This is a genomic window from Desulfosporosinus meridiei DSM 13257 (assembly GCF_000231385.2).
GTDB classification, from domain to species: Bacteria; Bacillota; Desulfitobacteriia; order Desulfitobacteriales; family Desulfitobacteriaceae; genus Desulfosporosinus; species Desulfosporosinus meridiei.
The window spans coordinates 1090645-1115379 of the sequence record NC_018515.1 but is presented as its reverse complement, the minus strand read 5'-3'; the positions used below and the strand labels follow the sequence as shown (position 1 = coordinate 1115379).

The 24735-nt window shown below is 41.9% G+C and carries 27 protein-coding genes and 1 pseudogene; 6 read left to right on the top strand and 22 right to left on the bottom strand.

Annotated features, from left to right (window positions below):
- Nucleotides 1-5 precede the first annotated feature (5 nt).
- The gene (locus DESMER_RS05190; protein WP_052314865.1) at nucleotides 6-650 is read right to left on the bottom strand and encodes a DUF2953 domain-containing protein; all 645 of its coding nucleotides are present in this window, start codon (nucleotides 648-650) and stop codon (nucleotides 6-8) included.
- Between the two features lie 196 nt (nucleotides 651-846).
- Between DESMER_RS05190 and DESMER_RS24650 the strand changes: the two genes are divergently transcribed.
- Together DESMER_RS24650 and DESMER_RS05185 are read left to right on the top strand one after the other, a co-directional pair.
- Nucleotides 847-972, top strand: coding sequence for a hypothetical protein (locus tag DESMER_RS24650; RefSeq protein WP_014902018.1), 126 nt, complete (start codon nucleotides 847-849; stop codon nucleotides 970-972).
- Between the two features lie 497 nt (nucleotides 973-1469).
- Nucleotides 1470-2378 (top strand): DUF4474 domain-containing protein, encoded by a 909-nt coding sequence (locus DESMER_RS05185; protein ID WP_014902017.1) that lies wholly within the window; start codon nucleotides 1470-1472, stop codon nucleotides 2376-2378.
- A 103-nt stretch (nucleotides 2379-2481) separates the two neighbouring features.
- On the opposite strand, the gene scpB is transcribed toward DESMER_RS05185, so the two are convergent.
- The 9 genes from scpB to DESMER_RS05140 form a co-directional block, all read right to left on the bottom strand.
- Nucleotides 2482-3033 (bottom strand): SMC-Scp complex subunit ScpB, encoded by a 552-nt coding sequence (gene scpB, locus DESMER_RS05180; protein ID WP_014902016.1) that lies wholly within the window; start codon nucleotides 3031-3033, stop codon nucleotides 2482-2484.
- A 7-nt stretch (nucleotides 3034-3040) separates the two neighbouring features.
- Complete coding sequence (locus DESMER_RS05175; protein WP_014902015.1) at nucleotides 3041-3808, bottom strand: segregation and condensation protein A; 768 nt, start codon at nucleotides 3806-3808, stop codon at nucleotides 3041-3043.
- Entirely contained in the window at nucleotides 3809-4783 is a 975-nt protein-coding gene (trpS, locus tag DESMER_RS05170; protein ID WP_014902014.1) for a tryptophan--tRNA ligase, read from the bottom strand.
- A 53-nt stretch (nucleotides 4784-4836) separates the two neighbouring features.
- Nucleotides 4837-5487 (bottom strand): site-2 protease family protein, encoded by a 651-nt coding sequence (locus DESMER_RS05165; protein WP_014902013.1) that lies wholly within the window; start codon nucleotides 5485-5487, stop codon nucleotides 4837-4839.
- Nucleotides 5488-5491: 4 nt separating this feature from the next.
- Entirely contained in the window at nucleotides 5492-8050 is a 2559-nt protein-coding gene (locus tag DESMER_RS05160) for a CBS domain-containing protein (RefSeq protein ID WP_014902012.1), read from the bottom strand.
- Between the two features lie 84 nt (nucleotides 8051-8134).
- Nucleotides 8135-8434 carry a LiaF transmembrane domain-containing protein gene (locus DESMER_RS05155; protein ID WP_014902011.1) on the bottom strand — a complete coding sequence of 100 codons (300 nt, stop codon included), beginning with the start codon at nucleotides 8432-8434 and terminating at the stop codon, nucleotides 8135-8137.
- On the bottom strand, nucleotides 8431-8889 hold the full coding sequence (locus tag DESMER_RS05150; protein ID WP_014902010.1) for a PspC domain-containing protein: 459 nt from the start codon (nucleotides 8887-8889) through the stop codon (nucleotides 8431-8433). The genes DESMER_RS05155 and DESMER_RS05150 overlap by 4 nt, the downstream gene beginning before the upstream one ends.
- A 154-nt stretch (nucleotides 8890-9043) precedes the next feature.
- Entirely contained in the window at nucleotides 9044-9385 is a 342-nt protein-coding gene (locus DESMER_RS05145; protein ID WP_014902009.1) for a hypothetical protein, read from the bottom strand.
- 89 nt (nucleotides 9386-9474) lie between these two features.
- Nucleotides 9475-10647 carry an LCP family protein gene (locus tag DESMER_RS05140; RefSeq protein WP_014902008.1) on the bottom strand — a complete coding sequence of 391 codons (1173 nt, stop codon included), beginning with the start codon at nucleotides 10645-10647 and terminating at the stop codon, nucleotides 9475-9477.
- Between the two features lie 270 nt (nucleotides 10648-10917).
- Here DESMER_RS05140 and DESMER_RS23485 point away from each other — a divergent pair, with 270 nt between their 5' ends.
- A complete protein-coding gene (locus tag DESMER_RS23485; RefSeq protein ID WP_014902007.1) occupies nucleotides 10918-11346 on the top strand; it encodes a hypothetical protein in 429 nt (142 codons plus the stop codon).
- A 54-nt stretch (nucleotides 11347-11400) separates the two neighbouring features.
- Here the strand turns inward: DESMER_RS23485 and DESMER_RS05135 are convergent.
- The 8 genes and pseudogenes from DESMER_RS05135 to spoVAC form a co-directional block, all read right to left on the bottom strand.
- Nucleotides 11401-11880: pseudogene (locus DESMER_RS05135) on the bottom strand (diaminopimelate decarboxylase family protein); the annotation flags it as partial.
- 219 nt (nucleotides 11881-12099) lie between these two features.
- Complete coding sequence (locus DESMER_RS05130; RefSeq protein ID WP_014902006.1) at nucleotides 12100-13128, bottom strand: acyl-CoA dehydratase activase; 1029 nt, start codon at nucleotides 13126-13128, stop codon at nucleotides 12100-12102.
- Entirely contained in the window at nucleotides 13118-14263 is a 1146-nt protein-coding gene (locus DESMER_RS05125) for an acyl-CoA dehydratase activase-related protein (protein ID WP_014902005.1), read from the bottom strand. Before DESMER_RS05125 ends, DESMER_RS05130 begins: the two co-directional genes overlap by 11 nt.
- A complete protein-coding gene (locus DESMER_RS05120) occupies nucleotides 14205-15320 on the bottom strand; it encodes an acyl-CoA dehydratase activase-related protein (protein ID WP_014902004.1) in 1116 nt (371 codons plus the stop codon). Before DESMER_RS05120 ends, DESMER_RS05125 begins: the two co-directional genes overlap by 59 nt.
- Before the next feature lie 97 nt (nucleotides 15321-15417).
- Entirely contained in the window at nucleotides 15418-16896 is a 1479-nt protein-coding gene (locus DESMER_RS05115) for a spore germination protein (RefSeq protein ID WP_014902003.1), read from the bottom strand.
- A gap of 81 nt (nucleotides 16897-16977) precedes the next feature.
- Entirely contained in the window at nucleotides 16978-17340 is a 363-nt protein-coding gene (gene spoVAE / locus DESMER_RS05110) for a stage V sporulation protein AE (protein WP_014902002.1), read from the bottom strand.
- A 17-nt stretch (nucleotides 17341-17357) separates the two neighbouring features.
- Nucleotides 17358-18365, bottom strand: coding sequence for a stage V sporulation protein AD (gene spoVAD / locus DESMER_RS05105; protein WP_014902001.1), 1008 nt, complete (start codon nucleotides 18363-18365; stop codon nucleotides 17358-17360).
- 65 nt (nucleotides 18366-18430) lie between these two features.
- Nucleotides 18431-18898 carry a stage V sporulation protein AC gene (spoVAC, locus tag DESMER_RS05100; RefSeq protein WP_042333403.1) on the bottom strand — a complete coding sequence of 156 codons (468 nt, stop codon included), beginning with the start codon at nucleotides 18896-18898 and terminating at the stop codon, nucleotides 18431-18433.
- Nucleotides 18899-19089: 191 nt separating this feature from the next.
- Between spoVAC and spoIIAA the strand changes: the two genes are divergently transcribed.
- From spoIIAA to sigF, 3 genes are read left to right on the top strand one after another with little or no spacing between them, the layout of a single operon-like run.
- Nucleotides 19090-19434 (top strand): anti-sigma F factor antagonist, encoded by a 345-nt coding sequence (gene spoIIAA / locus DESMER_RS05095; RefSeq protein ID WP_014901999.1) that lies wholly within the window; start codon nucleotides 19090-19092, stop codon nucleotides 19432-19434.
- A 1-nt stretch (nucleotide 19435) separates the two neighbouring features.
- Nucleotides 19436-19873, top strand: coding sequence for an anti-sigma F factor (gene spoIIAB, locus DESMER_RS05090; RefSeq protein ID WP_014901998.1), 438 nt, complete (start codon nucleotides 19436-19438; stop codon nucleotides 19871-19873).
- A gap of 12 nt (nucleotides 19874-19885) precedes the next feature.
- Nucleotides 19886-20695, top strand: a complete 810-nt coding sequence (gene sigF / locus DESMER_RS05085) for an RNA polymerase sporulation sigma factor SigF (RefSeq protein WP_014901997.1) — start codon at nucleotides 19886-19888, stop codon at nucleotides 20693-20695.
- An 18-nt stretch (nucleotides 20696-20713) separates the two neighbouring features.
- Here sigF and DESMER_RS05080 read toward each other — a convergent pair whose 3' ends face one another.
- From DESMER_RS05080 to DESMER_RS05065, 4 genes are all read right to left on the bottom strand, one after another.
- The gene (locus DESMER_RS05080) at nucleotides 20714-21862 is read right to left on the bottom strand and encodes a D-alanyl-D-alanine carboxypeptidase family protein (protein ID WP_014901996.1); all 1149 of its coding nucleotides are present in this window, start codon (nucleotides 21860-21862) and stop codon (nucleotides 20714-20716) included.
- A 132-nt stretch (nucleotides 21863-21994) separates the two neighbouring features.
- On the bottom strand, nucleotides 21995-22489 hold the full coding sequence (locus DESMER_RS05075) for a CoA-binding protein (protein ID WP_014901995.1): 495 nt from the start codon (nucleotides 22487-22489) through the stop codon (nucleotides 21995-21997).
- Between the two features lie 69 nt (nucleotides 22490-22558).
- Entirely contained in the window at nucleotides 22559-23860 is a 1302-nt protein-coding gene (locus DESMER_RS05070; RefSeq protein WP_014901994.1) for a pyrimidine-nucleoside phosphorylase, read from the bottom strand.
- 42 nt (nucleotides 23861-23902) lie between these two features.
- Complete coding sequence (locus DESMER_RS05065; RefSeq protein WP_014901993.1) at nucleotides 23903-24733, bottom strand: purine-nucleoside phosphorylase; 831 nt, start codon at nucleotides 24731-24733, stop codon at nucleotides 23903-23905.
- Nucleotides 24734-24735: the final 2 nt, after the last annotated feature.

The window sequence follows — 24735 nt, the reverse complement described above, 5'->3', positions numbered from 1 at the left end:
GTTGTCTACCCCCTTATACCCCGCTTGAACGTTCGTAATAACCTCAGTCCTACAAAAATAATATGACCTATTCTTAGGTGGAATATGCATTGAATGTCACAAAAGAAGCCTTCTTTTTTAAACTGAGGAACAACTACTATATTTGGAGACTTTACTTCTATAGTCACTTGTCGATAAAGATAGGAGAGTGCAAACCCAAACATAGCCCAAAAAGACCCAGCTGCAATTGCCGTATGACAAGCATCTTTGTATCCAATTTCCACTCGCCAATTGATAGACTTACAATGGATCCCTCTATAGAATTGGCTTTTGAGGTGCTTTAAATGCTTGGTAATCAATGGAATATTTTGCCACAACCTACTAAGAAAGCCTCGCCGTATATACCGGACACGAGCCTCGGTTGTACTCTTGCGAACCCCACCTTTTGACTCTGCCACCTGCTCAAATTCAACTTGAGGTCCTTTTTCCCATTCCAATTGAAGGGTTGGAATTTGATAATTTGCTCGCCAAATCCCATTAAAGGCCCTGAAATCTATATCTATATGATCTTCTTCTGCAATGCGTCTATAACGAAAATCCACTCGTATTTTTAAGGCAAAGCTGATTAGAAGTAATATAAGCATCGCGAGCAAAAAAGCTAAAACCCGCACTCCAACCCCTCCGTACATCATACATCGTCCTGGAGACTAACCCTAAAAGGGTAAGATTCCCCAAATAGGGCTTAATTATTCAATAAGCAAATAATAATATCTATCTAGAAAGTATTTCCTTCCTGACACCTGTATTTTAACCCGAATACTACAAAAACTAACCTGTCGCAAATTAGGAGAAATGGAGGTTTCAACTATGATGAAATTAAGAAAAGTTGATCCTGGCACATTTAGTTTTCTGGAGCCGGGCTGGTTTATCTTTCATGTGTTTGCTGTAGTTGGTATGATAATGTTAGGCATGGCAATTGAAAGAAAATATTAGCTGAATCAACGTGGAATCTACAAGCAAGAAAGATGAGCGGTGTAACATTTTAACAGGTTACACTCTCATCTTTCTGGCATTTCTATTGAATTACTTGTTTACGGCGATCAAGTGACTCTTAGCTTCAGATGGAGTTTTCCTAAGAGGAATACTTACTCCAGCTGAAGCTTAGAGGAACTCATCCAGGGACGTAGCAGTCGTTATCTCATCCTCACCGCTAAAGTTGTTCTGTTTAGTTTGCGGTTCGGCGAAAGCAACCTGCGCCGTTATACTTTTCTTTGGAGCAGGCGGCTTGGGCGAAACCCTCACCCGGGTTTTGTCACTGGATGCTTTCGTACTTATAGAAGATGGGAGTCTTACGGCTGGTAGTCATCGGATAAAGACTTCTCAAAAGAACCCTGATAATGAATCCCTTAAGCATAATAATCAACAAATTTGACAATTTCATGCACCTTAGTAGGCCTAGCGCCAATAATATGTACTAAGGGGGGATAGGTATGTCCATTCAAATAAAAAATGACAATTCCGGCTTTATAGCTAAGGGAATGACGAACTCAGAATTAGATAAAGTTGTTGAAATAGCAGGATACGATTATGACTCAGTGCAAGATATTTTCTATTCAACGATGAATCCATGGCAGAGAAAGATTGGATACTGTCGCCTTTTTGATGAAGCGGCAGCTCCTTTAGGAATGATCATCGATTGTGAACCTATTCATTTCGAATATAACAACAAAAAATGGATGATTGGTTTGTGGAAAGGACAATATGATTTAGTTTCCGGAGGAGAAATTGGAGTTTACACCGAAGCATTTGATTTAAAAATACCAGGATTTTTTACAGGTACTTTTTACAACTGTGCAAGCGATTCTGATCTTCTACAAATGTCGTTTGTATTAAGGAAAAACGGAAAAGTTCTTTTTAGACGAGAAGGGGAGCATTGGTGGTTAACCGGCTTTAAACTTGGTGAGTTCTCCGAACCTTCAGAATTAACTATGGATATAAACATTAATTTGAAAAACAGGCTTATGCGTGATGCCTTTATTTCCGGCCTTTATAATGCAGGGTACTCAAAGGCGGACTTAACGATAAACGGAAACTCCGTTAGCTTTTTATATGCTACTCCTCACTCCGAGCAACCAGTAACTCGTACGTCCACCACTGACCGGATTATACAAAGAAAAAACGAATTATTCTGTGCTAAATACCAAGAAATCACCCAAGGTCTTGATAATTTGCAAGATAAAGTAAACGCCATTGAAGAACAGGCCCCGGAGCTTTATCAAAAAATAATTAAAATGGGCAAGGCAAAACCCTTGTTTGGGATTTACGAAACCGTATTACTAGTTTTTCTGGTTGCAGTGGCAACCTACCTCGCCTCTCGAGTACTCAGTGAAGATAACTAGTATTTCCTGTCCCATAGAAAACCCCTACAACTTATTCTATATATGAAAAAGCAATCTCCTCTTAGAAAATCTAATTGGAGATTGCTCTTTTAGAATCGAGGATTTATTCTTCTTGTGTGCTTGCCACCTCATCATTGCTTAAATACTCTGTTTCTAACTCGGGCAAATCATTTAAGGAACGCAACCCAAAATGCAGGAGAAACTGCTCTGTTGTAGCATAAAGGATAGGTCTCCCGGGGCCATCTTTACGTCCCACATCTTTAACAAGACCTTTTTCCACTAAGGTTGCTAGGGCCCGATCCGATTGGACGCCTCTGATGAAGTCTACTTCACCTCTTGTTACAGGTTGTTTGTAAGCGATTATAGAAAGTACTTCCAGGGCTGCATTAGACAAAGCCTGGGCGGGCTGCTTGTATAGGATTTCTATATAACGGGCCACTTCTGGCTTAGTTCCTAATTTGAAGCCTCCATTCATTTCCAGCAAGGCTAATCCGCAGGAGTCAATACCATATCGCGTTCGTAATTCATAAAGAAGCTCTTCAATTTTAGCTATGTCTAACTCCAGAATCTCACTGAGCTGTACAAGAGTAAGGGGATCCTTGGCAACAAATAAAAGAGCCTCTAAGGCAGCTGTTTCCGGCTCCCTAAACAGCAAATTCCATCTACTCCTCTTCTGTAAATTCCCAAGCCTTTTCTGTTGGATAAAGCATTATTTCGCTGAGCAGCGTTGCTTGCTCAGCACGCACCTTTCCTGACTTTAAAAGTTCTAAAAGCGCAAGGAAGGATACAATTATTTCCATGCGCGTTCCAATTCTCATAAGCTGATTGAAGCGAAGCCCTTTAGGATGAAGCAGAACACGGCGCAATACATCCGCGAGCATCAGGTCAATGGCAATTTCGTCCGGTTCAACATAGGTGATTTCTTCCCCTTTTTCAGCCCGTTCGATAACTCGACAAAATGCTTGCCAAAGATCGTCAAAGCTTATCCCCTTTAAGGGATCTTCCGGCTTGACATCTGCTAATAACCCCTCAATATTAACTTCTCGATAGTAAGATCGTCCCGATGAGGTTTCTATACTTTCAAAAACCTTAGCCGCTTGTTTGAATGCTCGATAAGCAATCAAGCGCTCAACCAGTTCCTGGCGTAAATCTTCTTCTTCTCTGGGAGTCTCTTCACTTTTAGGGGGTTTTGGCAAGAGTTCTCTTGATTTGATATAAAGTAATTGGGCTGCAAGAACCAGAAATTCAGTAGTTACTTCCATGTCCATAGATTCCATCCGACGCACGACATCTACGAACTGGTCAGCAATTCGGGCAATAGGGATATCATAAATATCCACTTTTTCTTGTTGTATGAGAGTTAATAATAAATCAAGGGGGCCTTGGTAGGCCGGAAGTTCAAATTGAGGACTGTTATTCTCACGTTCCATTTATAACCCCATAAGGTGGCGAACTTCTTTCATTGTCTGTGAGGTTGTTTCCCGGGCGCGTATAGCACCCTCTTCTAAAACTTTTTCAACTCGGCCGGGTTCTTCCCAATAGGAACGCCTTTCCCTAAACGGACTAATTAACTTCTCTAGATTTTCTGCCAGATTCCGTTTACAAGCGACACAGCCTACTTTTCCAGCTCGACATTTTTCTTCGATGTCTGCTACTTCAGGAGTGTAGATTTTATGAAATTTATGAACAACGCACACTTCGGGATGTCCGGGGTCATCTTTACGCAGCCGAGCCGGATCGGTTACCATTTGTTGTACCCGGGTCTTAATCTCCTCAGGAGAAGCCGTCAAGGATATTGCATTATGATAGCTCTTACTCATTTTCCGTCCATCTACCCCCGGCAGGAGAGGGACTTTGCCTATTAAAGCCTTCGGTTCAGGAAAGGCTGTTCCATAAAGATGATTAAAACGACGAGCAATTTCTCGACAAAGTTCAACATGGGGAATTTGATCTTCACCCACAGGTACAACATCTGCTTTATAGACCAAAATATCTGCTGCCATCAAAAGAGGGTACCCCAAGAAACCATATGTACCCAGTTCCTTACCCTGTTGACTTAATTGTTGAATCTGATCCTTGTAGGTGGGTACTCTTTCAAGCCAAGACAGAGGAGTGAACATTGAAAAAAGCAAATGAAGTTCCGCGTGCTCTTTGACATCAGATTGAAGAAAGATAGCACTCTTTTGAGGATCAATTCCGACACTGAGCCAATCTAAAGCTATTTCTCTACGTAAACTTGGAAAGTCCAATTTATCTTCGTATCCCGTCGTCAAAGCATGTAGATCAACGATCGAAAAATAACTCTCATACTGGTCCTGAAGGGTCACCCAATTTTGAATGACACTCAAGTGCCCAATATGCAAAGCCCCAGTTGGGCGCATTCCGCTAAATATTCTACCTTTCATATTAACAATCCCTTCTGTTTCTTAGGTCTATTGTAATTTATATTGCTATCACTTTACACTAAAAATGGGGTTAGTATCAGTGAAATAATTTTCTGGTAAACATCAAATATCCCAATTACTGTCGGAGACAGTACGTTGCCTAGCACATCTGTAAAGAGAAGAACAATTAAGATTACAAATCCATACTGTTCAATCATTTGCAATTGCGGAGCAAATCGTTCAGGCAGCAAACTACTAAGCACACCAAATCCATCCAACGGCGGGATCGGCAAAAGATTAAATACTCCTAGTCCCAGGTTCATCAGTACAGTGGATTGAAACACCAGCGAAAGTATACCGCTCCACTCAGAAGCTTCTAACCAAAGCATTGTTAAGAACCATAATAACATAACCACAAAAGCCGTAATCAAATTCATAATAGAACCGGCTAAGGAAACCAACATCTGTCCCCGCCTCTTATCTCCACGATAATAATGGGGATTGGTCATGACAGGCTTAGCCCAACCAAAGCGGTATAAGAGTGCCATTAAAGTCCCAAACAGATCTAAGTGGACAAAGGGGTTCAAGGTTAAACGTCCCTGACTTCGCGGTGTCGGATCTCCTAAACGATCGGCAACCCAGGCATGAGCAAACTCATGAAAGGCAAACCCGATCATCAAAGCAGGAATGTTTGCGATAATAGTCGCTAACTTGATATCGAACAAATCTCTACCTCCTTTTAACCTGGGCATTAACCAATTGTCGAGCAATTCCCTGCTCTTCTTCTGCAGTACTTATTCTGCCCTCAAGCCATGCCATACGTACTTGAGCTAGAATTTCTCCAATTTCAGGACCTTGTTTTAAGCCCATCTGAATAAGAGTCTTGCCATCAAGCGCCATATTAATTCTCTGCCCGGCTTCCAAACACTCGGTTATTCGTTTATTATATCTGCCATCCCGGGCTAAAGTGGTCACGACTCTTTTAGGTGCCTTGTTTAGAAGATGATCCATTTCACTGATGGTTAACGGCTTTTGTAAGGATTCCCGCAATTGCACATAGGCGATTGTTTCATCACGCAGAGATTTATTCAAAATGACTCGCTCAAGAACAATATCGATTTCTAAAGAGTCCATCTTGGCAAGAGAAATCAGCCAGCGCAAATTCAATGACCATTCCGCACTCCCTACAGCATCCTCCAAGTTAAAATTCCAAGCCAGATCCTTACCGAACCAAGCCTTAAATAAGCCGCTGTTCACTAAAAGCTGCCCCATGGTCAAGTAATTTGCCTCTTTATAGATAAGTAGAATCTCCTCAGTAAACCGTTCCACACTCAGCTTAGAAAGAACCCCGGTCTCTATTGCAGTATGTAAAGCATCGAGAGTCTCTTTAGCAAAATCAAATTGATATCGTTCGGCAAAACGTATTGCCCGGAGCATTCGGGTAGGGTCATCAATAAAACTGATATTATGCAGGAATCGTATTTTCCTCTGTTGTAAATCTTGTTTACCGCCATAATAATCAACAAGTTCTCCGTAACGATCTGTGTTGAGACAAATCGCCATAGAATTGATGGTGAAATCACGTCGGAACAAATCATCACGAAGACATGATTCTTCTACCTGAGGAAGTGCTCCCGGAAAAGAATAATGTTCCCATCTGGTACTTGCTATATCAACATGACTTCCATCAGGAAACACAATTTGAGCTGTTCCAAACTTTATATGCTGAGTCAGCTTTCCATTCGGTATGCGCCGCATTAAGGCCTGGGCAAATTGGCCACCGCTGCCTTCCACCACAAAGTCTAGATCTTGGGTTGGGACAGAAAGGAGTAAATCCCTAACAAATCCTCCTACAACATAGACTGAACACTCTTCTTCCTCTGCCGTATCTTTTACTGCTTCTAGAAGATTCTGGGTTTCTTTTGGCAAACATTCTAGCAAATCTAAAATATCTTGGCGCATAGCTGCGCTTCTCTCTCGAGCGAGTTGAGTTTCGATAGGAATTGACGTGCCGTGAACAAGACGCAAAACATCTGAACGTGAAACAATACCAACAAGATTGCCGTCTTCCACAACGGGTAAACGCCCGATATCATGCTGAACCATTAATCTATGAACTTCATCCCAAGGAACATCTGCTTCTATTGTAGATACCTTAGTAGTCATAAAGCCTTTGACAGGTGCATGCTTTAAGCCATGCTTAATAGCCTTATCCACATCACGCCTGGAAATAATCCCCACTAAGTTCTTGTCTTCTGTGACCGGCACCCCGGTATGACCGTAGCGCAATAAGATTTGTTCTACTTCACCTAGTTTTGTCTCGGGTGATACAGTCTTAACCGGATAGCTCATAATATCTCTGACTAGATGGGGGCGTTTTGCCCGGCTCTTAATCGCTGAACGCAGTTGCTTTAATATATCAGACAGCTTTGCATCTTTAATAGTTGCGGAAGCTGCTCTTTCGTGGCCTGCTCCTCCAAATAATTGAACCAAACCGTTAACCGGCAAACCCCGGCCTCTTGAGCGGCCCACTATATACACCCGATTTTCCATCCTTACCAAAAGAAACCAGGTATCTGCCCCTTCTAACTCTCCTACTCGATGGGCTAATAGAGCCAAGCCACCAACATAATCCTTAATCTCAGCATAGGAAATATAGACTGGTAATCCATCAAAGAATTCTGTTTGTCCAGAATCTAAGAGCTGTTGCAGAAGATCTTTTTGTTCCTCAGTAAGAGGGCGACGCAAGTTATTAGAAATCACCCCTAAGTTCGCACCTTGTTCTAATAAATAAGCCACAGCGTGAACATCACGTACTGTGGTACTATCAAACAACAGACTTCCAGTATCATCATAAATCCCTATAGCAATTAATGTTGCTTCAAAACTACTAAGCGGCAACCCCATTCCTGCTATCTTTTCCACAAGAAGGGTCGCACAGGCACCAACCGGTTCGATAACCATACCTTCTTTAAGTGTACCTGCATAGGGATGGTGATCATAGATCTCTACCTCTATACCAGGGAGTCTAGCCACCTTCTCCCCTAAAAACCCTACTCGACGAAGCTCATGGGTATCTACTAAAATTACCCGAGAAACCTCCTCCAAATCAATATCCTGAGCCCTGCGGAACCGCAATAGATCTCGAGACAATGCTAGAAAATCTTGAACAAAAACATTCGGTTTTCCATCCATGACCAAAACACTGTTCGGATAAATCTTCTGAGCTGCTACCATCGAAGCCAACGCATCGAAATCGATTTGGCGGTGAGCCAAAATGATGTCCATTCTACATCCTAATCTCCTATCCTTGTAATTATCTTTAAATTATATCATCGATGGCCTCTTCACAGCAACTTGATTGCCTTCAGCCTACATACGATAATGATACATTCCCTGAAAGTTATTAAAAATTCTCTCCGGGACAAGCTTATCTCCAACAATTATTGAATATCCAACCATGCTCAAAAGAAAAATCAGGAAAATGGCAGCAAGTGGTATTCTGCGGTTAAACAGCAATCCAATTCCCGCCAAAATTAAAATTAGTGGCCACAAGTCTATGACATGAGCCCATAATCTCCAAGATAGGAAACCATAATTGAGTAAGAAAAAGATAACTCCTAAAGTGATTAGAAGCAGCCCTCGGCTTACGTTATCAAAGACTCTGTTCATCTTTTCCCACCCCGCGCAATAATAAATATCCCGATAATAATAAGAAATATAGGCCACATTTTACTCATATCAAACCAATACGGAAACCAGCGTTGCAGCAAAAAAACGACTCCTAAAACAACCAAAACTCCCCCTGCAACTATTGAGCGATTTTCACGTGGGTTATTCTCTGGCTTTCCATAATCTCTAGCCTCTTCTTTTAGATCAGAAATAATCTCCTTCCCTCCATCTCCAACATCATGCTTATAGTTACCGAAGTTATCATGCTCAGCAGGATTAACCGGGATAATTATCCAGGCGGCTATATAGGCTAAGAACCCTACTCCTCCGGCAAATAAAGCAATAAGAGCAATGAGCCTGACTAATGTAACATCGACTCTGAAATAGTCTGCCAGACCTCCACAGACCCCTCCAATCATTTTATCTCGTACCGACCGGTAAACTCTTTCTGGCATTTTTCTGTTCCCCCTATTATTTATTGAATAGTGTTCACAATTGTATTACGCAGCAAAGAGTAGAAATGTTTCACTTAAAATGAAGGAAATAAAAAAATAGAAGAAGGACTAAGCCTGTGGCTTAAGCTTCTTCTATCATTAACGTTAGAAAAAATTAAATATTGGTATTAATCTCTTCGGTAGCTTGCTCAATCTCTTCAAGAGACATCCCATCTTTGCCCAAATTAAACTTAATTGCGTCTGACCAGAAAGCACATTTAGCACTAATCTTTTTATAAGCCTTGGCATTGGCTTTACTTTCTTTGGCCCTTGCTTCAGCATTTGACTGTACAATTGAGCAAATATAAAGAGCTTTTACGCGAGCATCCTTATCAAGATCACCAAATGTCTGGTTCAATTCAGCAATTAGAGTCCGATAGTACTCAGAAAACTCCTCAAAAGGAATTTCCGTATCCATGTGTAAGTATTCCTTCAACTTTTCAAGCAGCTTATCCAATGTTCACCCTCCAAAAAAACCTAAATTAATCTTATATAGTATATAACCCTTTAAATAAAATAACAAGCGTTTAAATTACTGTGTTAAAATCACTGAAAAAATACAGAGGTTGTTTTACCTTCCTCTAAAAGGCGTCTGATGATAGCATGGGATTTCAAAGGGTCAACCTTCCAATAACTAATTTCATCCTCAATGAGAAAATTCCCCGGTAATGTTTGGGAAATGACTTCTGGATTTTTAAAGTGGCTAAGAATATTGGCTAGCGACCATAGTTGACCGGTTGAAAGATTTGTTTCCATGGATTTTGTCATTTGAGTAATCAAGGCAGGTAATTTTGGCAGAGTTTTAACTTGTTTCAATTCCTTTACCATTGCTTTAAGAACTACCTGCTGACGAGAAGTTCTTGAGATGTCGGCCAAGGCGTCTTGGCGAAACCTGGCATATTGCAAAGCCTGTGTACCATTTAAGCGCTGAGTTCCTTTTTTAAGGTTGATCGTTCCATCTTCTTTGTCCCCAGTAACATAATACATATCTTTCTCTACGGTAACGGTGATTCCTCCCAAAGTATCAATCATTTTCTTAAAACCATTGAAATTTGTCAAAACATACCCATCGATGGGCTGACCTGTGATTTCTTCAACTAAGGATTGAGTGGTTATTAGTCCCTTCCCTAAACGAGCTGCTGCATTAATTTTTTCCTTACCATAGCCAGGAATATTAACTTGAGTGTCTCTGGGAATAGAAAGCAAGGAGATTTGGCCTTTTACCGTGTTGATACTGGCTACCAGAAGAGTATCAGTGTTACTATATGATTTCTCACCAGGTCTTTGATCAACCCCAACTAAAAGTACCGTGAACTGCTTCTGATTAATGGTAGGGATAGATTCTTCGATAATTACATCAAGATCATTACCGATATGATCTTGATTTGGAACATCAGAATCGGTAACCTCACTAACAGGATCCGGATTATCCGATTCATTTTCACGAACCCTATTCTCACCTTTGTTATTAGACTCTAATAACGCTTCATTTTTCTTTTTTAAACTATTATATTCCGGTATTGTTTTTTCGTCCCTTCGCAATTCCAACTCTGTTTTAGCCAAAGTAAGAGGAGGTCTTCCAAATCCAAAAAACTGTTGAATTGCAAAAAAATCACCCACTACTAGAAGTATGCCCAGTAGAAATCCGAGAAGTAGTGAGTTTTTGTAGGCCCCGATGACCCGGAAAAGTGTTTTCAAACCATGCTTTTTTTCTTTCATCCGAGTCCACTCCAATCTAATCACTTTATCCTTAGCATCAAACAATCTCCTCGGAAATATTCTAGATAATCTCAAAAAAAACAAAAAAAATCCCTTACCGGGACTTTTTCGTTAAGCTAAATCCATTTTCTTTTATCAAATCCCTTTATTCCATATATAGGGTACACTCTCTGTATTTTATTTACATATAATACCAATAACCAAGGCACGCCCCATGTAAATTAACGCAATCTCAAGCTAAATCTTTTTAGCGAAAGGGGGAGACTAACATTGAATTACGTATACTCTCATGGTCTTACACCCGCATTAAGAAATCCTTGCCTCTTTCAACAAAACATGATTCGTCCGACTCCCACTTATTACCCCACTCCAAAACCAGCTTCTGCAACAATTAATAGATATAATCCCTATTCTAACCTATATCCCCGTTCTAACCTTTATCCCCGTTCCCAATCCCCTTCACCCTACTTTCATTATTCTAACCCTTATAATAATAATAATTTAACTAGTTATCCCTTCTCTTCAGCGCTTCCATTCTCTTCTTATTCTGTTCCCACTTATTCTTATGCTCCGACGGTTTCATCTAAAGGATTAGTGATTGTTATGATCGCAACCCTCGTATTAGTTGCTCTTGACTTAGTAATCGTTCGTCCCCAAAAACACAGGTCTGAAGCCTATCAAACGAAATCCAACATCTAAGGTGAGCTATCCTCAAATTTCAGCGCTAATACCAGACAAGGCCAGAGTAAAGTCTTATCTCTTCAAGTGATCAGGTAAAACATCATTTCTTAATAAATCAGAGTAGGTTTCTTGCCTTACTATTATATCCGCCTGCCCATCCTTAACAAGGATTACCGCCGGTCGTGGAAGCCGATTGTAATTTGAAGACATGGAATAATTATAGGCACCTGTGGCGGATACTGCCAATAAGTCACCGGCAGTTATTTTAGGTAAATCAATATCCCAAATAAGCATATCCCCTGATTCACAGCACTTTCCCGCAACTGAAACAGACTCTGACACAGCTTCTTGGGGACGATTAGCCAAAATAGCCTCATAGCGCGCTTGGTAGAGAGAAGGCCTTGGATTATCTGTCATCCCTCCGTCTACTGCAACATATTTTCGAACTCCGGGAATTTCTTTAATAGAACCGATAGTATACAGGGTTATTCCAGCAGTCCCCACAATCGACCGTCCCGGCTCGATAATAATTTTGGGGCGCGGGAAATTATGGCTTTTGAAGCATAAAGATGACCCTGCCGATTTACAACTTGTGTTCCATGCAGCCTCAAGCTTTTTCCTCCTCTATCTATCCACTTATGTAAGCAAAATAAAAACGGTAACAGAAGGAGGTCTTCTGTTACCTATTCACATCTCTACCACACCTCTAGGAGAATGAGGCATATAAAATTTGATTAATAATATCAGACTTATTAGACAGTGTCAATTTGATTAGGCACCTCGCTGCTCTTCTTTAGTTTCTGCTCCTCTAGTGCCCGGACTAGGAACTCCTACAACAGACCACTTGCCGCATCGGTCTCCCCATCTGGCTAAGCTCTTTCCATCTTGGGTAATCTCAACGACTTCACAGCGGTTTGCACACCCTTTACAATCAAAGCTTGTTGCTTGAAACTGTGTATCACCTAAGTTCAAGCCACGAAATTGAGTCTGGATGTTCTGCCGCAGTCCTACTTTTTCCTGAGCCAGGTATGCTGCACCTAGGGCACCCATCACATTGTAATTTTCAGGCACTATGATGGATTGCCCCAGCTCTTCTTCAAAAGCTTTGCAGATACCAGGGTTAGCAGCCACACCCCCTTGAAAAAAAATAGGACCGCGGATTTCTTTGTTTTTGCCGACATTGTTTAGATAGTTTCTAACCATGGCCTGACAGAGACCAGCCAGGATATCAGACAAGGAGTGCCCCAACTGCTGTTTATGAATCATATCTGATTCTGCAAAAACAGAACAGCGCCCGGCAATACGAACAGGATTTTTTGCTTCAAGGGCCAAATGTCCAAACTCTTCAATCTTAATACCCAAGCGTGATGCTTGCTGATCCAGAAAGGAACCGGTACCTGCTGCACAAACCGTGTTCATCGCAAAATCAGAAACCACACCATCTCTGAGAATAATTATCTTCGAATCCTGTCCGCCGATTTCAAGAATTGTTTGAACTTGGGGATTAACTCGGGAAGCAGCAACGGCATGGGCAGTGATTTCGTTCTTAATAACATCGGCACCTAATAATGTCGCTGCAAGCTGCCGGGCACTACCCGTTGTTCCTACTCCAATAATTTCTGCTGACTCTCCTATTTTTGATCTTAGAAGTCTAATCCCCTCTTGAATGATTTGCATAGGACGCCCTTGTGTTCTTAGATAAAGTGATTCTTTCACGGTATTGTCCTGCCCCAGTAATACCATATTTGTACTGACCGATCCAACGTCAACACCAAGAAAGTATTTATCATCACCCAACACTTAACACTCCTTCTCTTGTTTGAATGCTTTCCTGAAGTAGCCGGGCCCTTTCGAGCATGTCTACATACGCTTCCAAGCGAGTTTGTATGCCAGCATGCCCAGTATGCTCATCTACAATCAGAGTCATAATCGGTATTTTATAAGCATCTTGTACTTTGGGCAGTACGCTGGCGGCAACGATTTCAGGCATGCACGATAGCGGAAAAACTTGAATAATTCCATCATACCCTTCTCGAGCAAATTTAACTGCTGCCCCTACTGTTTCAATACCATGCCCCCCGACAAAATGCGGTAAAAATGGTTTAGCATGTTTAGGATAAGATTTAATTGATCGATAACCCGGTGCTAATCCTCGAAAAATATGGTTTCCTACCCATCCTGAAAGATAAATTGAACGGTCTACTTCCACCCCTAAACGCCCTAATTCTTCTTCAATACCCACTGAACTGAAAGGATCAAGTATTGTATAGATTTCACCAATAATGCCTATTCGCAGGGGTTTATTAAGCTCTTTATCCGTCTTGTCCAGCTCCTCTTGACGTTCCCGGATACACTGTTGTACCCAAGACACAGTATCTCGAATGCCCTTTTCCGTCATAGCCTGGACAAGGTTCTCTTTAGCTTTTTCGTATAACTTTTCTGTAAGTGCAGGATCAGGAAGCCTCGGTCGGGCCGCATGAATCAAATCTTCAACTCTGTCTAACGCAACACTCTTTAAATAAGCAAATCGCATAGCCATTAAGATTTTAGCCCAAGAATTTTTCGTCCCAGCCAGAAAACGAATCCGCTTAGCCAACCCTAGCAAACTTCCATCAGGTGGTTCCAGAGTGACTACTTCGTAGTTATACCCAGAATCAATAAGGATTTGGCGTTCAACTTCCCCATAGTAGCCAAACCTGCACGGTCCAATTCCACCGGTTATTACAATCGTATCAGCCCCTTTATTAGCTGCTTCTATATAGTTTCCCAGATTTAATTTCAAAGGCAAGCATGCAGATTCCGGGGATAATTTAGTTCCTAAATTCAGAGTCTGTTTGCTGTTAAATGGCGGAACCACTACTTCTACATTCAGTGATTCAAAGAGCGTTTGAATCACTATCCAAGCGTTCCCCATATGCGGAAACGTAACCTTCATGGACCCTCCTCCTTTCGACCATATCCAAAAAGGCTTCCAGCCGAGTAACCAAGCCAGCCTCGCCACTGTGCTCATCCAGGGTAATTAACATATAGGGCTTATGTTTCTCTCGTGCTTTTCGTGAAACTAATTCTTGGATTATTGAGTCGGTTCCACAACCAAAACATGTAAGATAAATAATTCCATCGACCCTCTGATCCTCTACATATTTATTACCCGCTCCATAAATTTGCTTAGAGTGACTCCAAAATATTTTCTTTCTTAACCCGGTTAGATGACCTTCGATATCTGCTTGTCGAAGGTTTTGGACTAATTCCACATCTACTTTTTCATGAAGTTTTCTAAGTAGGTTTAAGTTGGCATAGGATTCGTGAGTCAAATAGGAATGCCCGACTAAGGCAATTCTCAAACGGTCTGATTTCTCTCCGACTGCTAAATGCCCCTTTTCAGCTTTATCGAAGCTCAATGGAATTTTCGAGATCATCCGTTCTTTCCAGCCAAGAGGAGCAAAAGACATACCACTTTCAGTAGAATCCCACGAAGCAGACTCAATTTTATTAAGGCTGTCTTCAAAATCCCACTCTGCCCCCATAGAGTTTTGATATTTTTTTTGCCACTCTATTCCTTTATTAAAAGCCTGTCGAATCTCAGCTTTGCTTTTGCCCAATTGTTCGGTCAAGACCTCCAGATCCTTTAAAACCTGACGTTTACTATTACGCCAATTCAATGTAACGGTTAAAACTGACTGGCCCTCAGGAACTGCCGAAAGCACGCTTTCCGGAATACCCAGAAATTTTGGACAAGTGTAAGTATCTGCTTCAACACTAACCATTCGAGGCAGGAAAATATAGTCAACATCTTCTAAAGCTTGAATATGTCCAGCTAAAAGTTTAAGCGGCAAACAAGTTTCATCACTTGCTTTCTTTAGACCTTGATCCATAATCTTGCGATGAGTGGGCGGTGATATCACTAGCTCAATGTCTAAACTATGGAAAAAGCCAGACCAAAAAGGGAAGTAATCAAAATAATACAAGGCACGAGGAAAACCAATTCTCACTAAACTTGCATCCTTTCATATTTCCATCCAGTTTAATTTTTTTAAAAACATACTGCTTATTATTTAGATCCCGGACTCCTGATACATTGATTCAGCATCATGGCTGACGATCTTTATCTTGTGGCTTCAGAATACTTGGGCGTTGATTTTTAAGTGTAACAGGCGATCGCACTAAAATCCCCTTCATTGCTTTTGCATCAAAAGGCAGGAGAGGCCAAAGGTAAGGCACGCCAAAGGATTTTGTCCGCCATAAAAGGAAAAATACCGCGGCGGCTCCAACCCCAAAGCCAATATAGCTGAAAAACCCGGTGGTGATAATCATAAACAATCGCGATAAGCGATTTGCAAGACCTAGTTCATAGCTGGGCGTAGCAAATGTTCCCACAGACACTATAGCTATATACATCACAACTTCCGGTGAAAACAGCCCGACTTTAACCGCAATATCGCCAAGCATAAACGCAGCAATCAAACCCAAAGCCGTTCCCAGCGGACCCGGAGTATGTATTGTACCTAAGCGGAGTAGATCTACGCCAAGCTCTGCCAGTAAGACTTGAACGAATAAGGAAACCTTCGCTTGCTCTGTTACACCTATAAACTGAAGCCCTTCAGGCAGTAACTGTGGATTCATAGCTGCAGCTAGCCAAAGAGGCAAAAGAAAAAGGGCTGCAAAGATTCCCGCAAATCGTACCCAGCGAAGATATGCCCCTACTATGGGTTCTTGCCGATATTCTTCGGCATGCTGAACATGGCTCCAAAAAGTCGACGGTGCAATAATCACTGAAGGAGAAGTATCAACTATAATGACAACATATCCTTCAAGCAAATGAATAGCTGCCACATCCGGACGTTCAGTATAACGAACACGGGGATAAGGATTCCAGAATTTGCTTCCCAAAATAAACTCTTCAACACTTTTTTCCGCCATAGGAATCCCATCAATTTTGATTCCCTGGATATCTTTTTGAATTTTTTTCACCATATCTAAGTTGGTAATGTCTTCAATATAGGCCAGACAAACATCTGTCTTTGATCGTCCACCCACCTGGACTAACTTCATGCGCAGTTTAGGATCTCTTAAGCGTCGGCGTACTAAAGCGGTATTCATGACAAGAGTCTCGGTAAATCCATCCCGACTTCCCCGTGTCACACGCTCGATATCCGGTTCCTGAGGGGTTCGGGCAGGATATGATCTGGCATCTACTATAATTGCTTTATCTTGTCCCTCGACAAAGATCGCCATTGGCCCCGACAAAATGAAATAGAGTACTTTGTCCATAGTTTGCGCTTCAGAAACTTGTAGATTCACAATGCGTCCCTTAACTAATTTTTCGAGAGCATTTACGACAAGGTCAGAGCGTTCTAAATCTATTAGAGCATCGATGATTAGGCTGGCTACCTGCGAATTTACCATACCGTTAACAGAATAAATCGCAACTTTTTTACCACCAATGGACATTTCCCTGAGCACGATATCAAAACAATCCGGAACTCCTAATTCCCGATTTAAATAATCAACGTTTTCTTGATAGTTCTTACTCACCGGAATATTCTTTTCACTGGAATTATTGTCCATACTATATCAACTCCCCCCTAAGCGTGGTTCAAAGTCCGTATCTCAGTTGCTAATAGTTTGACCCCTTAAAGGAGATTCTAGTTATCCTTTAGGTTTAAAGGTCACTGACATCAAGTAACCGAAAAATACAGCTGCAGCTATTCCTACAGCTGTTGCTTCAACTCCCCCGGAGAAAGCTCCCATTATCCCTCGTTTCTCAACTGCTTCCATGGCCCCTTTGGCTAATGAATAACCAAAACCAGACAGAGGAATCGACGCTCCCGCTCCTCCGATTTTTATTAAGGGTTCGTATAGTCCCAATGCTCCTAAGATTGCTCCTCCAGAGACAAAAGATACTAACACATGGGCTGGAGTAAATGAGGGTTTGGTAAGATCCATAAGAAGCTGACCTATAACACAAATTGTTCCACCGACTAAAAAAGCCGGAATAATCATATCAAACATACCTTAGATCCTTTCTTCTACTTCTCAATAACAACAGCATGTCCAATGCCTGGAATAGATTCTCCTTGTAGTGCTGAGGTAGGACTATGAAGAGCACCACTGCCAACAAGCATAACCTTGTTTAACTCTCCGGCTTTTATCCGCTGCAGAATGTCCCCGGCAAATACTACTGAAGAACAGCCACATCCACTCCCTCCCGCATGAACATCCTGGGTGTCATCATAGATCAAAACCCCACAGTCTGTGAAATTAGTGCCGGTATCTATACCGCTCTGCTTTAATAACTCGCAGGCTAATCCTAACCCTACTCCCCCCAGATCCCCTGAGGCGATCAAGCTATAGTCGGTGGGTTGGAGTTGAATATCTTGAAAGTGGTTTAAGATTGTATCCGCTACTGCAGGGGCCATCGCTGCCCCCATATTATTTACATCTTTTACGGCAAAGTCTATTACTTTACCAATGGTGGCTGAGGTAATTCGCGGCCCAACACCACTGCTGCTGAGTAGGACACTACCGGCTCCCGTCACAGTCCATTGAGCACTCAAAGCCCTCTGAGAGCCTTGTTCCGTTGGTAAACGATATTGTCGTTCAGCAGTGTCATGATGACTCGATACGCCTACGAGAATTTTTTCGGCGAATCCACCATCAATTAACATGCTTCCAACAGCCAACCCGAGAGCCATGGTTGAGCAAGCCCCGTACAACCCAATAAAGGGTAAAGCCATTTGCCTAGCTGCAAAATTTGAAGAAATAATCTGATTCAGCAAATCTCCAGCCAGCATAAAATCAACTTGCTCCTTTTGGATGGAGGCCTGATCCATAGCCCCCTGCATCGCCTCTTGAAGCATTCTGCTTTCGGCAATCTCCCAAGACTTTTCCCCATTTATTCCGTCCTTCCAGACCTTATCGAAACTTTTTCCGAGCGGCCCTTGTCCTTCCTTAGGACCTACCACTGAATAGGATGATAGAATAACCGGTGGATTAGCAAATACAACTGTTTGGTTTCCTACGCGTTTTAAATTCATTATTTAACCCTTCCCATTTTGTGAGTTTAAATGACATTAGACATAGGTCAGCATCGCAAATTACCTCAGTGTAAAAGGTAGTAGGCAAAGCCCACCACAATTGAGGTAGCAATGCCATACACTAATACTGGTCCAGCAACAGTAAACAGTTTAGCCCCAACACCCATTACATAACCTTCGCGTTTAAATTCCATGGCAGGCGAGACAATTGAATTGGCAAATCCTGTAACCGGAACGATTGAACCGGCGCCTGCAAATTTACCAATTTCATCGTAAATCCCTAGACCCGTTAACAAAGCTCCCAGAAAAATCATAGTAGCAGTTGCGGCAGTTGAAGCTTCAAGTCGGGCCAACCCAAGAGAAACAAAAAAATTTATAATAATTTGCCCTATAGAGCAAATTATTCCTCCTACAATAAAGGCTAGTATTATATTCTTGACAACGGTAGGCTTAGGGGTATACTGTTCTGTTAATTTCTGATATTTCTCCGGAGATACTGGAATAGCAGGTTTAGACGAAGATTGATTATCCATCATAACACCCTCCTTTCTAATCAGATAGATTCTATTATCTGGCATATAAGACTAAATTATACTTTTTACCAAGATGATTGAATAAACTTTCTAAATTCGACATAGCCTTACAAGGAATTCCCAAAATCAAAGCAGGAAAATTATGGATTACAGCGAAATCTTAAATACTCATATAATTAGGGGGAATGGTCTTGAACCTTGAAAAAAAAATAGAACGCCTGACCCTACTACTGCGTATAGACGGCGAACTAGACATGCACACTGCTCACACTCTTCGACAAGCCATAGATAATGAGATTGAAAAGCGAGGAATTCGAACGGTCATCCTTAATCTTCAAGACGTTCAGTTTGTCGATAGTTCTGGTCTAGGGGTCATCTTGGGTAGGTACAAGAAACTACTTCCTTTAGGCGGAAAGTTAAAAATCACAAATGTACCCCCCCACATTTATAAAATCATGGAATTATCCGGTTTACCTAAGATCATCAGCTTCTATCAAGACGAAGCACATGCCTATGAGGAAGGAAGGGGAGCTTAATATGAAATCTAACCAAATAACCCTCACATTTTCAAGTATTGCTGAAAATGTAAGCATTGCCCGATTACTCATTGCTTCTATAGGAGGGCAATTAGATCTTTCACTAAACGATATTGAAGAACTCAAAGTAGCTGTTTCGGAAGCTGTTTCCAATGCGATTATCCACGGTTACAAAAGTAACCCTAATAACATTGTCTATTTCAATCTAGAAATCACAAAAGATAGCTTGATAATTGTAGTAAGAGATGAAGGATGCGGCATCTCGGATCTAGAGCAAGCTATGCAACCCGCTTTTAGTACGGATCCTGAACGAATGGGCCTGGGCTTTGTCTTCATGCAATCTTTCATGGACGAGCTTCAAGTAGACTCTAAGCTTGAAGTGGGAACAACAGTAACCATGAAGAAGCACCTCAAGCAAACACCCATCTCCTCTCATTAGGGGGGGCGCGTTATGATTCAACGATTATCAGAAATGAATCTCCCCCATTTCCCTTTGCTCTCAGATAAAGAGATGATGGAATACCTTCATGCCGCTAAAGAAGGTGACGCTGAGGCTCGTGAACGTTTAATCAATTGTAACTTGAAACTAATATTTAATTTGGTTCAACGTTTTTCACATCGTGGTTATGAACTGGAAGACCTCTTTCAAATTGGTACAATCGGGCTAATTAAAGCCATTGACAAATTCGACTTTAGTTATGGAGTTAAATTTTCAACCTATGCCGTCCCTATGATTATTGGAGAAATACGACGTTTTCTCAGAGATGATCACCCGGTTAAGGTCCCTCGCTCCTATAAAGAACTGGTCTATAAAGTAAATCGGGCTCGAGATGAACTATCTGCCACTTTAGGCAGAGAAGCCACTATTGGGGAAATTGCCAACAGTATAGGAGTTGATCGAGATGAGATCGTCGCCGCACTAGAGGCTATCCAAAGCCCAACCTCTATCTATGATACCCTCTATCAAGACGACTCGGATCCTATCTACGTTCTCGATCAACTCTCTGAGGAAAAGGATCTGGATCCCGGTTGGTTCGAAAAGATTGCTCTTAACGAGGTCTTGGACAAGCTTCCCGAAAGAGAAAAGCGCGTCCTGCTAATGCGTTTTTACGAAGATAAAACTCAGAGTCAAATCGCTAGCCTGCTTAATCTCTCCCAAGTTCAAATCTCGCGGATAGAACGGGCCGCTCTTCTTCGAATTCGCCAGCTATCTCAAGTCAATGACCGTTCGGACATTGACTATGGTGATAAATCGGACTAATCAATCAACTGCCACGACTTAAAAACCAAATACACCTTTCATAGTACGTGTCAACTGATTGACCAACCCTGCTTTGGCAACGGAGCGATCTGCAATTAAGTTAACACTAGCTTGCAGCTGTTCATTTTGGTAAAGGAGAACCTCTCCTAACTTTTGTCCTTTTTCAATAGGTGCACTTATTTCTGGGTTAAGCTTTGTCTCGACCCAGAAATTTTTATCTTTTCCTTTTTCAACGGTTGCTCCCAAGGCTTTCTCTGTGATAGCAACAGCCTCATCTTCAACCCCTTTACTCACCTTAACTACACCTTGCTTTTCTTCAGCAGGAGCGAACTGTTTAAATTCATATTTAGCAAATCCATAGTTATAGATTTTCATAGATTCTGCAAAATGCCCTCTGACTTGAGGCACACCCATAACAACACATATTAACCTGAGTCCGTTTCTCTCAACCGTTGAAGCAAGACAATACTTAGCTTCATTAGTCCAACCGGTTTTTAGTCCATCAGCTCCGGGGTACCACCATAATAACTTGTTAGTGTTCCAAAGTTTGAATTTGCCCTCACGCAAATCATATTCTTTGATACTAGTCAGTTTACGGATAAGGGGGTACTTTAGAGCCTCCCGAGATATGGTTGCTAAGTCATAAGCACTTGTATAATGTCCTTCCGCCGGCAGCCCATAAGCATTCGCAAAATGGGTATTTTTCAGCCCTAATTCTTTGGCCTTGCGATTCATTTCTTCTACAAAGGCTTCATGGGTACCACTAACGTGTTCAGCGACTGCTACACAACCATCGTTAGCTGACCCTACTGCTATGGCAATTAACATTTGCTCTAAGGAGAATGTTTCCCCGGGCTCAAGATAAATTTGAGACCCCCCTAGTTTACAGGCATTCTCACTTGCTGTTACTGTGTCTGTAAGTTTAACTTTTTCTTGGGCTACAGCGTCAGCTGCTACCAATAAGGTCATAATCTTCGTAACACTGGCAGGTGGTAACTCTTTATGCGATTCTTTTTCATACAGGATTCGACCGGAAGCTGCATCCATTAAAATGGCGCTTGTCGCTTCAGTCTCGATCTCAACTCCTAATACCGGCTGCACGTTCATAAGACCTATGTTCCCAAGGGCAATTACCATAGCAAAAACTATTGATATAATTTTACGCATCCTTTTGTCCCCCCTCATGAAATTTAGTGTGAATTTATTATTCCCGAAAACTTAAATTATATTGAATCCCGCCGATAATATAGAAAAAAAGCATTTGTTAACTACATTAGCTAACAAATGCTTTTTTCTTGATTACCTGCCATACCGTTTTAGGGGTACTTTGGCATCTCTCAGCCCATGCCAGTAACAGGGACTTAAGTAGCGCAAACTTATTTTTGACGGGTAGATTCTATGACGAAGTACGCACCCTCGAATAACCTCAAGCCCGGCCCTGTCGCATTCTTCTTGGAGATCTTTAGACCAGGTTTGTTCCTGAAACCAAATTTTACTGCACCCTGCAGCTACTGCATCCGGAACCAAGGATGTAAGCTTTTCAGGGAGTAAGCATGGGACAATAACTGTTACTTTATCCGTCAGCTCAGTTAAGGTGGAGTAGACCTTGCTCCCATCTAAACGCCCCAAACCTTCCGCAACAGGATAAGCCGTACATCTAAATTCCTTTAAGGCCTGCCAAACCTTCCAGGCATGTTTATGTTTTTTGAATTTCTCAATATCTCCCAAAACTGCAAATGTATCCTGAGTCGATAACCCATCGGCTAAAGGGTAAATCTTCTTTTCCCGCGCCATGAAAAAATCCTCCTCCCAGTTGCACCTATACTATGCATACGTTGAGAGGAGAATATTATGAGTATATAGCTATTGTATTACTTCATCAATTAAAGAAGGAAGTTCAGATCCATCACTACTTACTGAAACTAATTCTTTAGCCAAAAGAATTCCTTCTGCCAACTTCTCTTTATCACTTCCATAAAGCTCTAAAATTGGTTCTCCAGCTTCAACCCATTCCCCAGCCTTTTTGACAAGCATGACTCCTGTTCCCAAATCAATAGGGCTTTCTTTAGTGACTCTACCTGCGCCGAGAGTCATAGCTAAGATCCCTATTTTATGGGCGTCGAAGGGCTGCACATATCCTGATTCAGAGGCTAGGATTGGCAGGTTCCACGGAGCAATATTAAGGCGTCGAGAGGCTACCGCTTCGGCGTCTCCTCCCTGTTCTGACACAAAAGCTAAGAATTTTTTCCACGCTGCCCCAGTTTCAATACTATGACGCAAACATTTCTTGCCTTCCCCCACATTAGCTACAGAGTCGCCGGCAACCAACATCCAAGCTCCTAATTCGAAACACACATCCATTAAATCCTTTGGTCCCTTCCCCTGCAGAGCATCTGCTACTTCAAGGACTTCCAGGCTGTTACCTACTGCACGGCCAAGAGGCTGGCTCATATTACTCAAGACAGCAATTGTCTGACGTCCTAGAGCCTTTCCGATATCCACCATGGTTCTGGCCAATTTTCGAGCATCCTCAACCGTCTTCATAAAGGCCCCAGAGCCATACTTAACGTCTAAGACAATTCCTTGAGCACCGGCGGCAATTTTCTTACTCATCACCGAAGAGGCAATAAGGGGAATAGAGCTAACAGTTCCAGTTACATCACGCAAAGCATAAAGCTTCTTGTCAGCGGGAACAAGATTCCCTGTTTGAGAGATTACGGCTAGACCGATTTTCTTAACTTGGGATAAAAATTGATCTTGCTCAAGCTCAACACGAAATCCGGGTATTGAACTCAACTTATCGATGGTTCCACCAGTATGTCCAAGTCCTCTTCCGGACATTTTAGCCACAGGGACACCACAGGCTGCAACCATTGGACCAAGGAGCAAGGTCGTTTTATCGCCAACCCCGCCGGTACTATGCTTATCAACAAATCTTCCCCCTAAAGTAGAAAGATCCAGCTTGTCTCCGCTATTAGCCATTGAAAGAGTCAGTTCCGCAGTTTCTTCCAGGGACATACCTCTAAAAAACACTGCCATTGCCCAAGCAGACATTTGATAATCAGGAATATCTCCTTTCACATACCCATTAATGATAAAGCGAATTTCCTGCTTAGTAAGGGGTTCCCCATCTCTTTTCTTTTCAATAAGATCCACCATTCGCATATGAAATCACTCTTTCTAACCATAAACTGTTTAATTTACTTTTTACAGTACTCTCAGGAGACCTTGTACAAAATCAACGAATTTTTTCTCAACCCGTTCAGCAGTTTCCATAACTTCGGCATGACTCAACTTTTGCGGCAAAATGCCTGCCGCCATATTCGTTACACAGGAAATCCCTAAAACTTTCATTCCGCCATGATTGGCAACAATGACTTCGGGAACTGTACTCATGCCGACCATATCAGCACCACTTACTCTCAAATGACGAATCTCGGCAGGGGTTTCATAGCTGGGCCCGCTCATTGCCGCATATACCCCTTCGTGAGGCTGAATACCATATTCCTGCATAATCGATAAGGCTCTTTTACGCCACTCGGAATTGTAGGCATCACTAAGGTCTGGGAAACGCGGCCCTAAATTTGATAGATTCGAACCACGTAAGGGATTATCCCCTAACATGTTGAGATGATCTTTAATGATGACTAGATCCCCTGGCCGAAATTCCTGATTTATACCACCTGCAGCATTAGTAACAATCAGTCCGGTCACTCCTAAAACTTGCATTGCTCGAACTGGAAAGGTTACTTCTTGCATAGTGTAACCTTCGTAATAATGAAAGCGCCCTTGCATTATCACTACTTCCCGTTCTTCAACCTTGCCAAAAACTAATTGCCCGGCATGTCCCTCTACTGTCGATACAGGAAAATGGGGAATATCTTTATATCTGATTGTTACTTTATCTTTGACAAGATCCGCAAAAGCTCCTAATCCCGAGCCTAAGATAATTCCAAGCCCAGGTTTTGAGGAAACTCTATCTGCAATATATTTACGCACTTCGTCTAATTTCGAATTGTATTCATTCTCGGAAATCATTG

Bases quoted from the DNA above. Each gene is read 5' to 3' on its own strand.
- DESMER_RS05115 (WP_014902003.1), bottom strand. From the start codon at position 16,896: ATGGACAATAATTCCAGTGAAAAGAATATTCCGGTGAGTAAGAACTAT.
- spoVAC (WP_042333403.1), bottom strand. From the start codon at position 18,898: ATGGATAATCAATCTTCGTCTAAACCTGCTATTCCAGTATCTCCGGAG.
- spoVAD (WP_014902001.1), bottom strand. From the start codon at position 18,365: ATGAATTTAAAACGCGTAGGAAACCAAACAGTTGTATTTGCTAATCCA.
- trpS (WP_014902014.1), bottom strand. From the start codon at position 4,783: ATGAAAGGTAGAATATTTAGCGGAATGCGCCCAACTGGGGCTTTGCAT.
- DESMER_RS05175 (WP_014902015.1), bottom strand. From the start codon at position 3,808: ATGGAACGTGAGAATAACAGTCCTCAATTTGAACTTCCGGCCTACCAA.
- DESMER_RS05065 (WP_014901993.1), bottom strand. From the start codon at position 24,733: ATGATTTCCGAGAATGAATACAATTCGAAATTAGACGAAGTGCGTAAA.
- DESMER_RS05150 (WP_014902010.1), bottom strand. From the start codon at position 8,889: ATGCCAGAAAGAGTTTACCGGTCGGTACGAGATAAAATGATTGGAGGG.
- spoVAE (WP_014902002.1), bottom strand. From the start codon at position 17,340: ATGTTTGATATGATTATTCCGGCTTTTTTAGTCGGTGGAACAATTTGT.
- DESMER_RS05140 (WP_014902008.1), bottom strand. From the start codon at position 10,647: ATGAAAGAAAAAAAGCATGGTTTGAAAACACTTTTCCGGGTCATCGGG.
- DESMER_RS05185 (WP_014902017.1), top strand. From the start codon at position 1,470: ATGTCCATTCAAATAAAAAATGACAATTCCGGCTTTATAGCTAAGGGA.
- DESMER_RS05075 (WP_014901995.1), bottom strand. From the start codon at position 22,489: ATGGCGCGGGAAAAGAAGATTTACCCTTTAGCCGATGGGTTATCGACT.
- DESMER_RS05080 (WP_014901996.1), bottom strand. From the start codon at position 21,862: ATGCGTAAAATTATATCAATAGTTTTTGCTATGGTAATTGCCCTTGGG.
- DESMER_RS24650 (WP_014902018.1), top strand. From the start codon at position 847: ATGATGAAATTAAGAAAAGTTGATCCTGGCACATTTAGTTTTCTGGAG.
- DESMER_RS05070 (WP_014901994.1), bottom strand. From the start codon at position 23,860: ATGCGAATGGTGGATCTTATTGAAAAGAAAAGAGATGGGGAACCCCTT.
- spoIIAB (WP_014901998.1), top strand. From the start codon at position 19,436: ATGAAATCTAACCAAATAACCCTCACATTTTCAAGTATTGCTGAAAAT.
- sigF (WP_014901997.1), top strand. From the start codon at position 19,886: ATGATTCAACGATTATCAGAAATGAATCTCCCCCATTTCCCTTTGCTC.
- DESMER_RS05125 (WP_014902005.1), bottom strand. From the start codon at position 14,263: ATGAAGGTTACGTTTCCGCATATGGGGAACGCTTGGATAGTGATTCAA.
- DESMER_RS05160 (WP_014902012.1), bottom strand. From the start codon at position 8,050: ATGGACATCATTTTGGCTCACCGCCAAATCGATTTCGATGCGTTGGCT.
- DESMER_RS05155 (WP_014902011.1), bottom strand. From the start codon at position 8,434: ATGAACAGAGTCTTTGATAACGTAAGCCGAGGGCTGCTTCTAATCACT.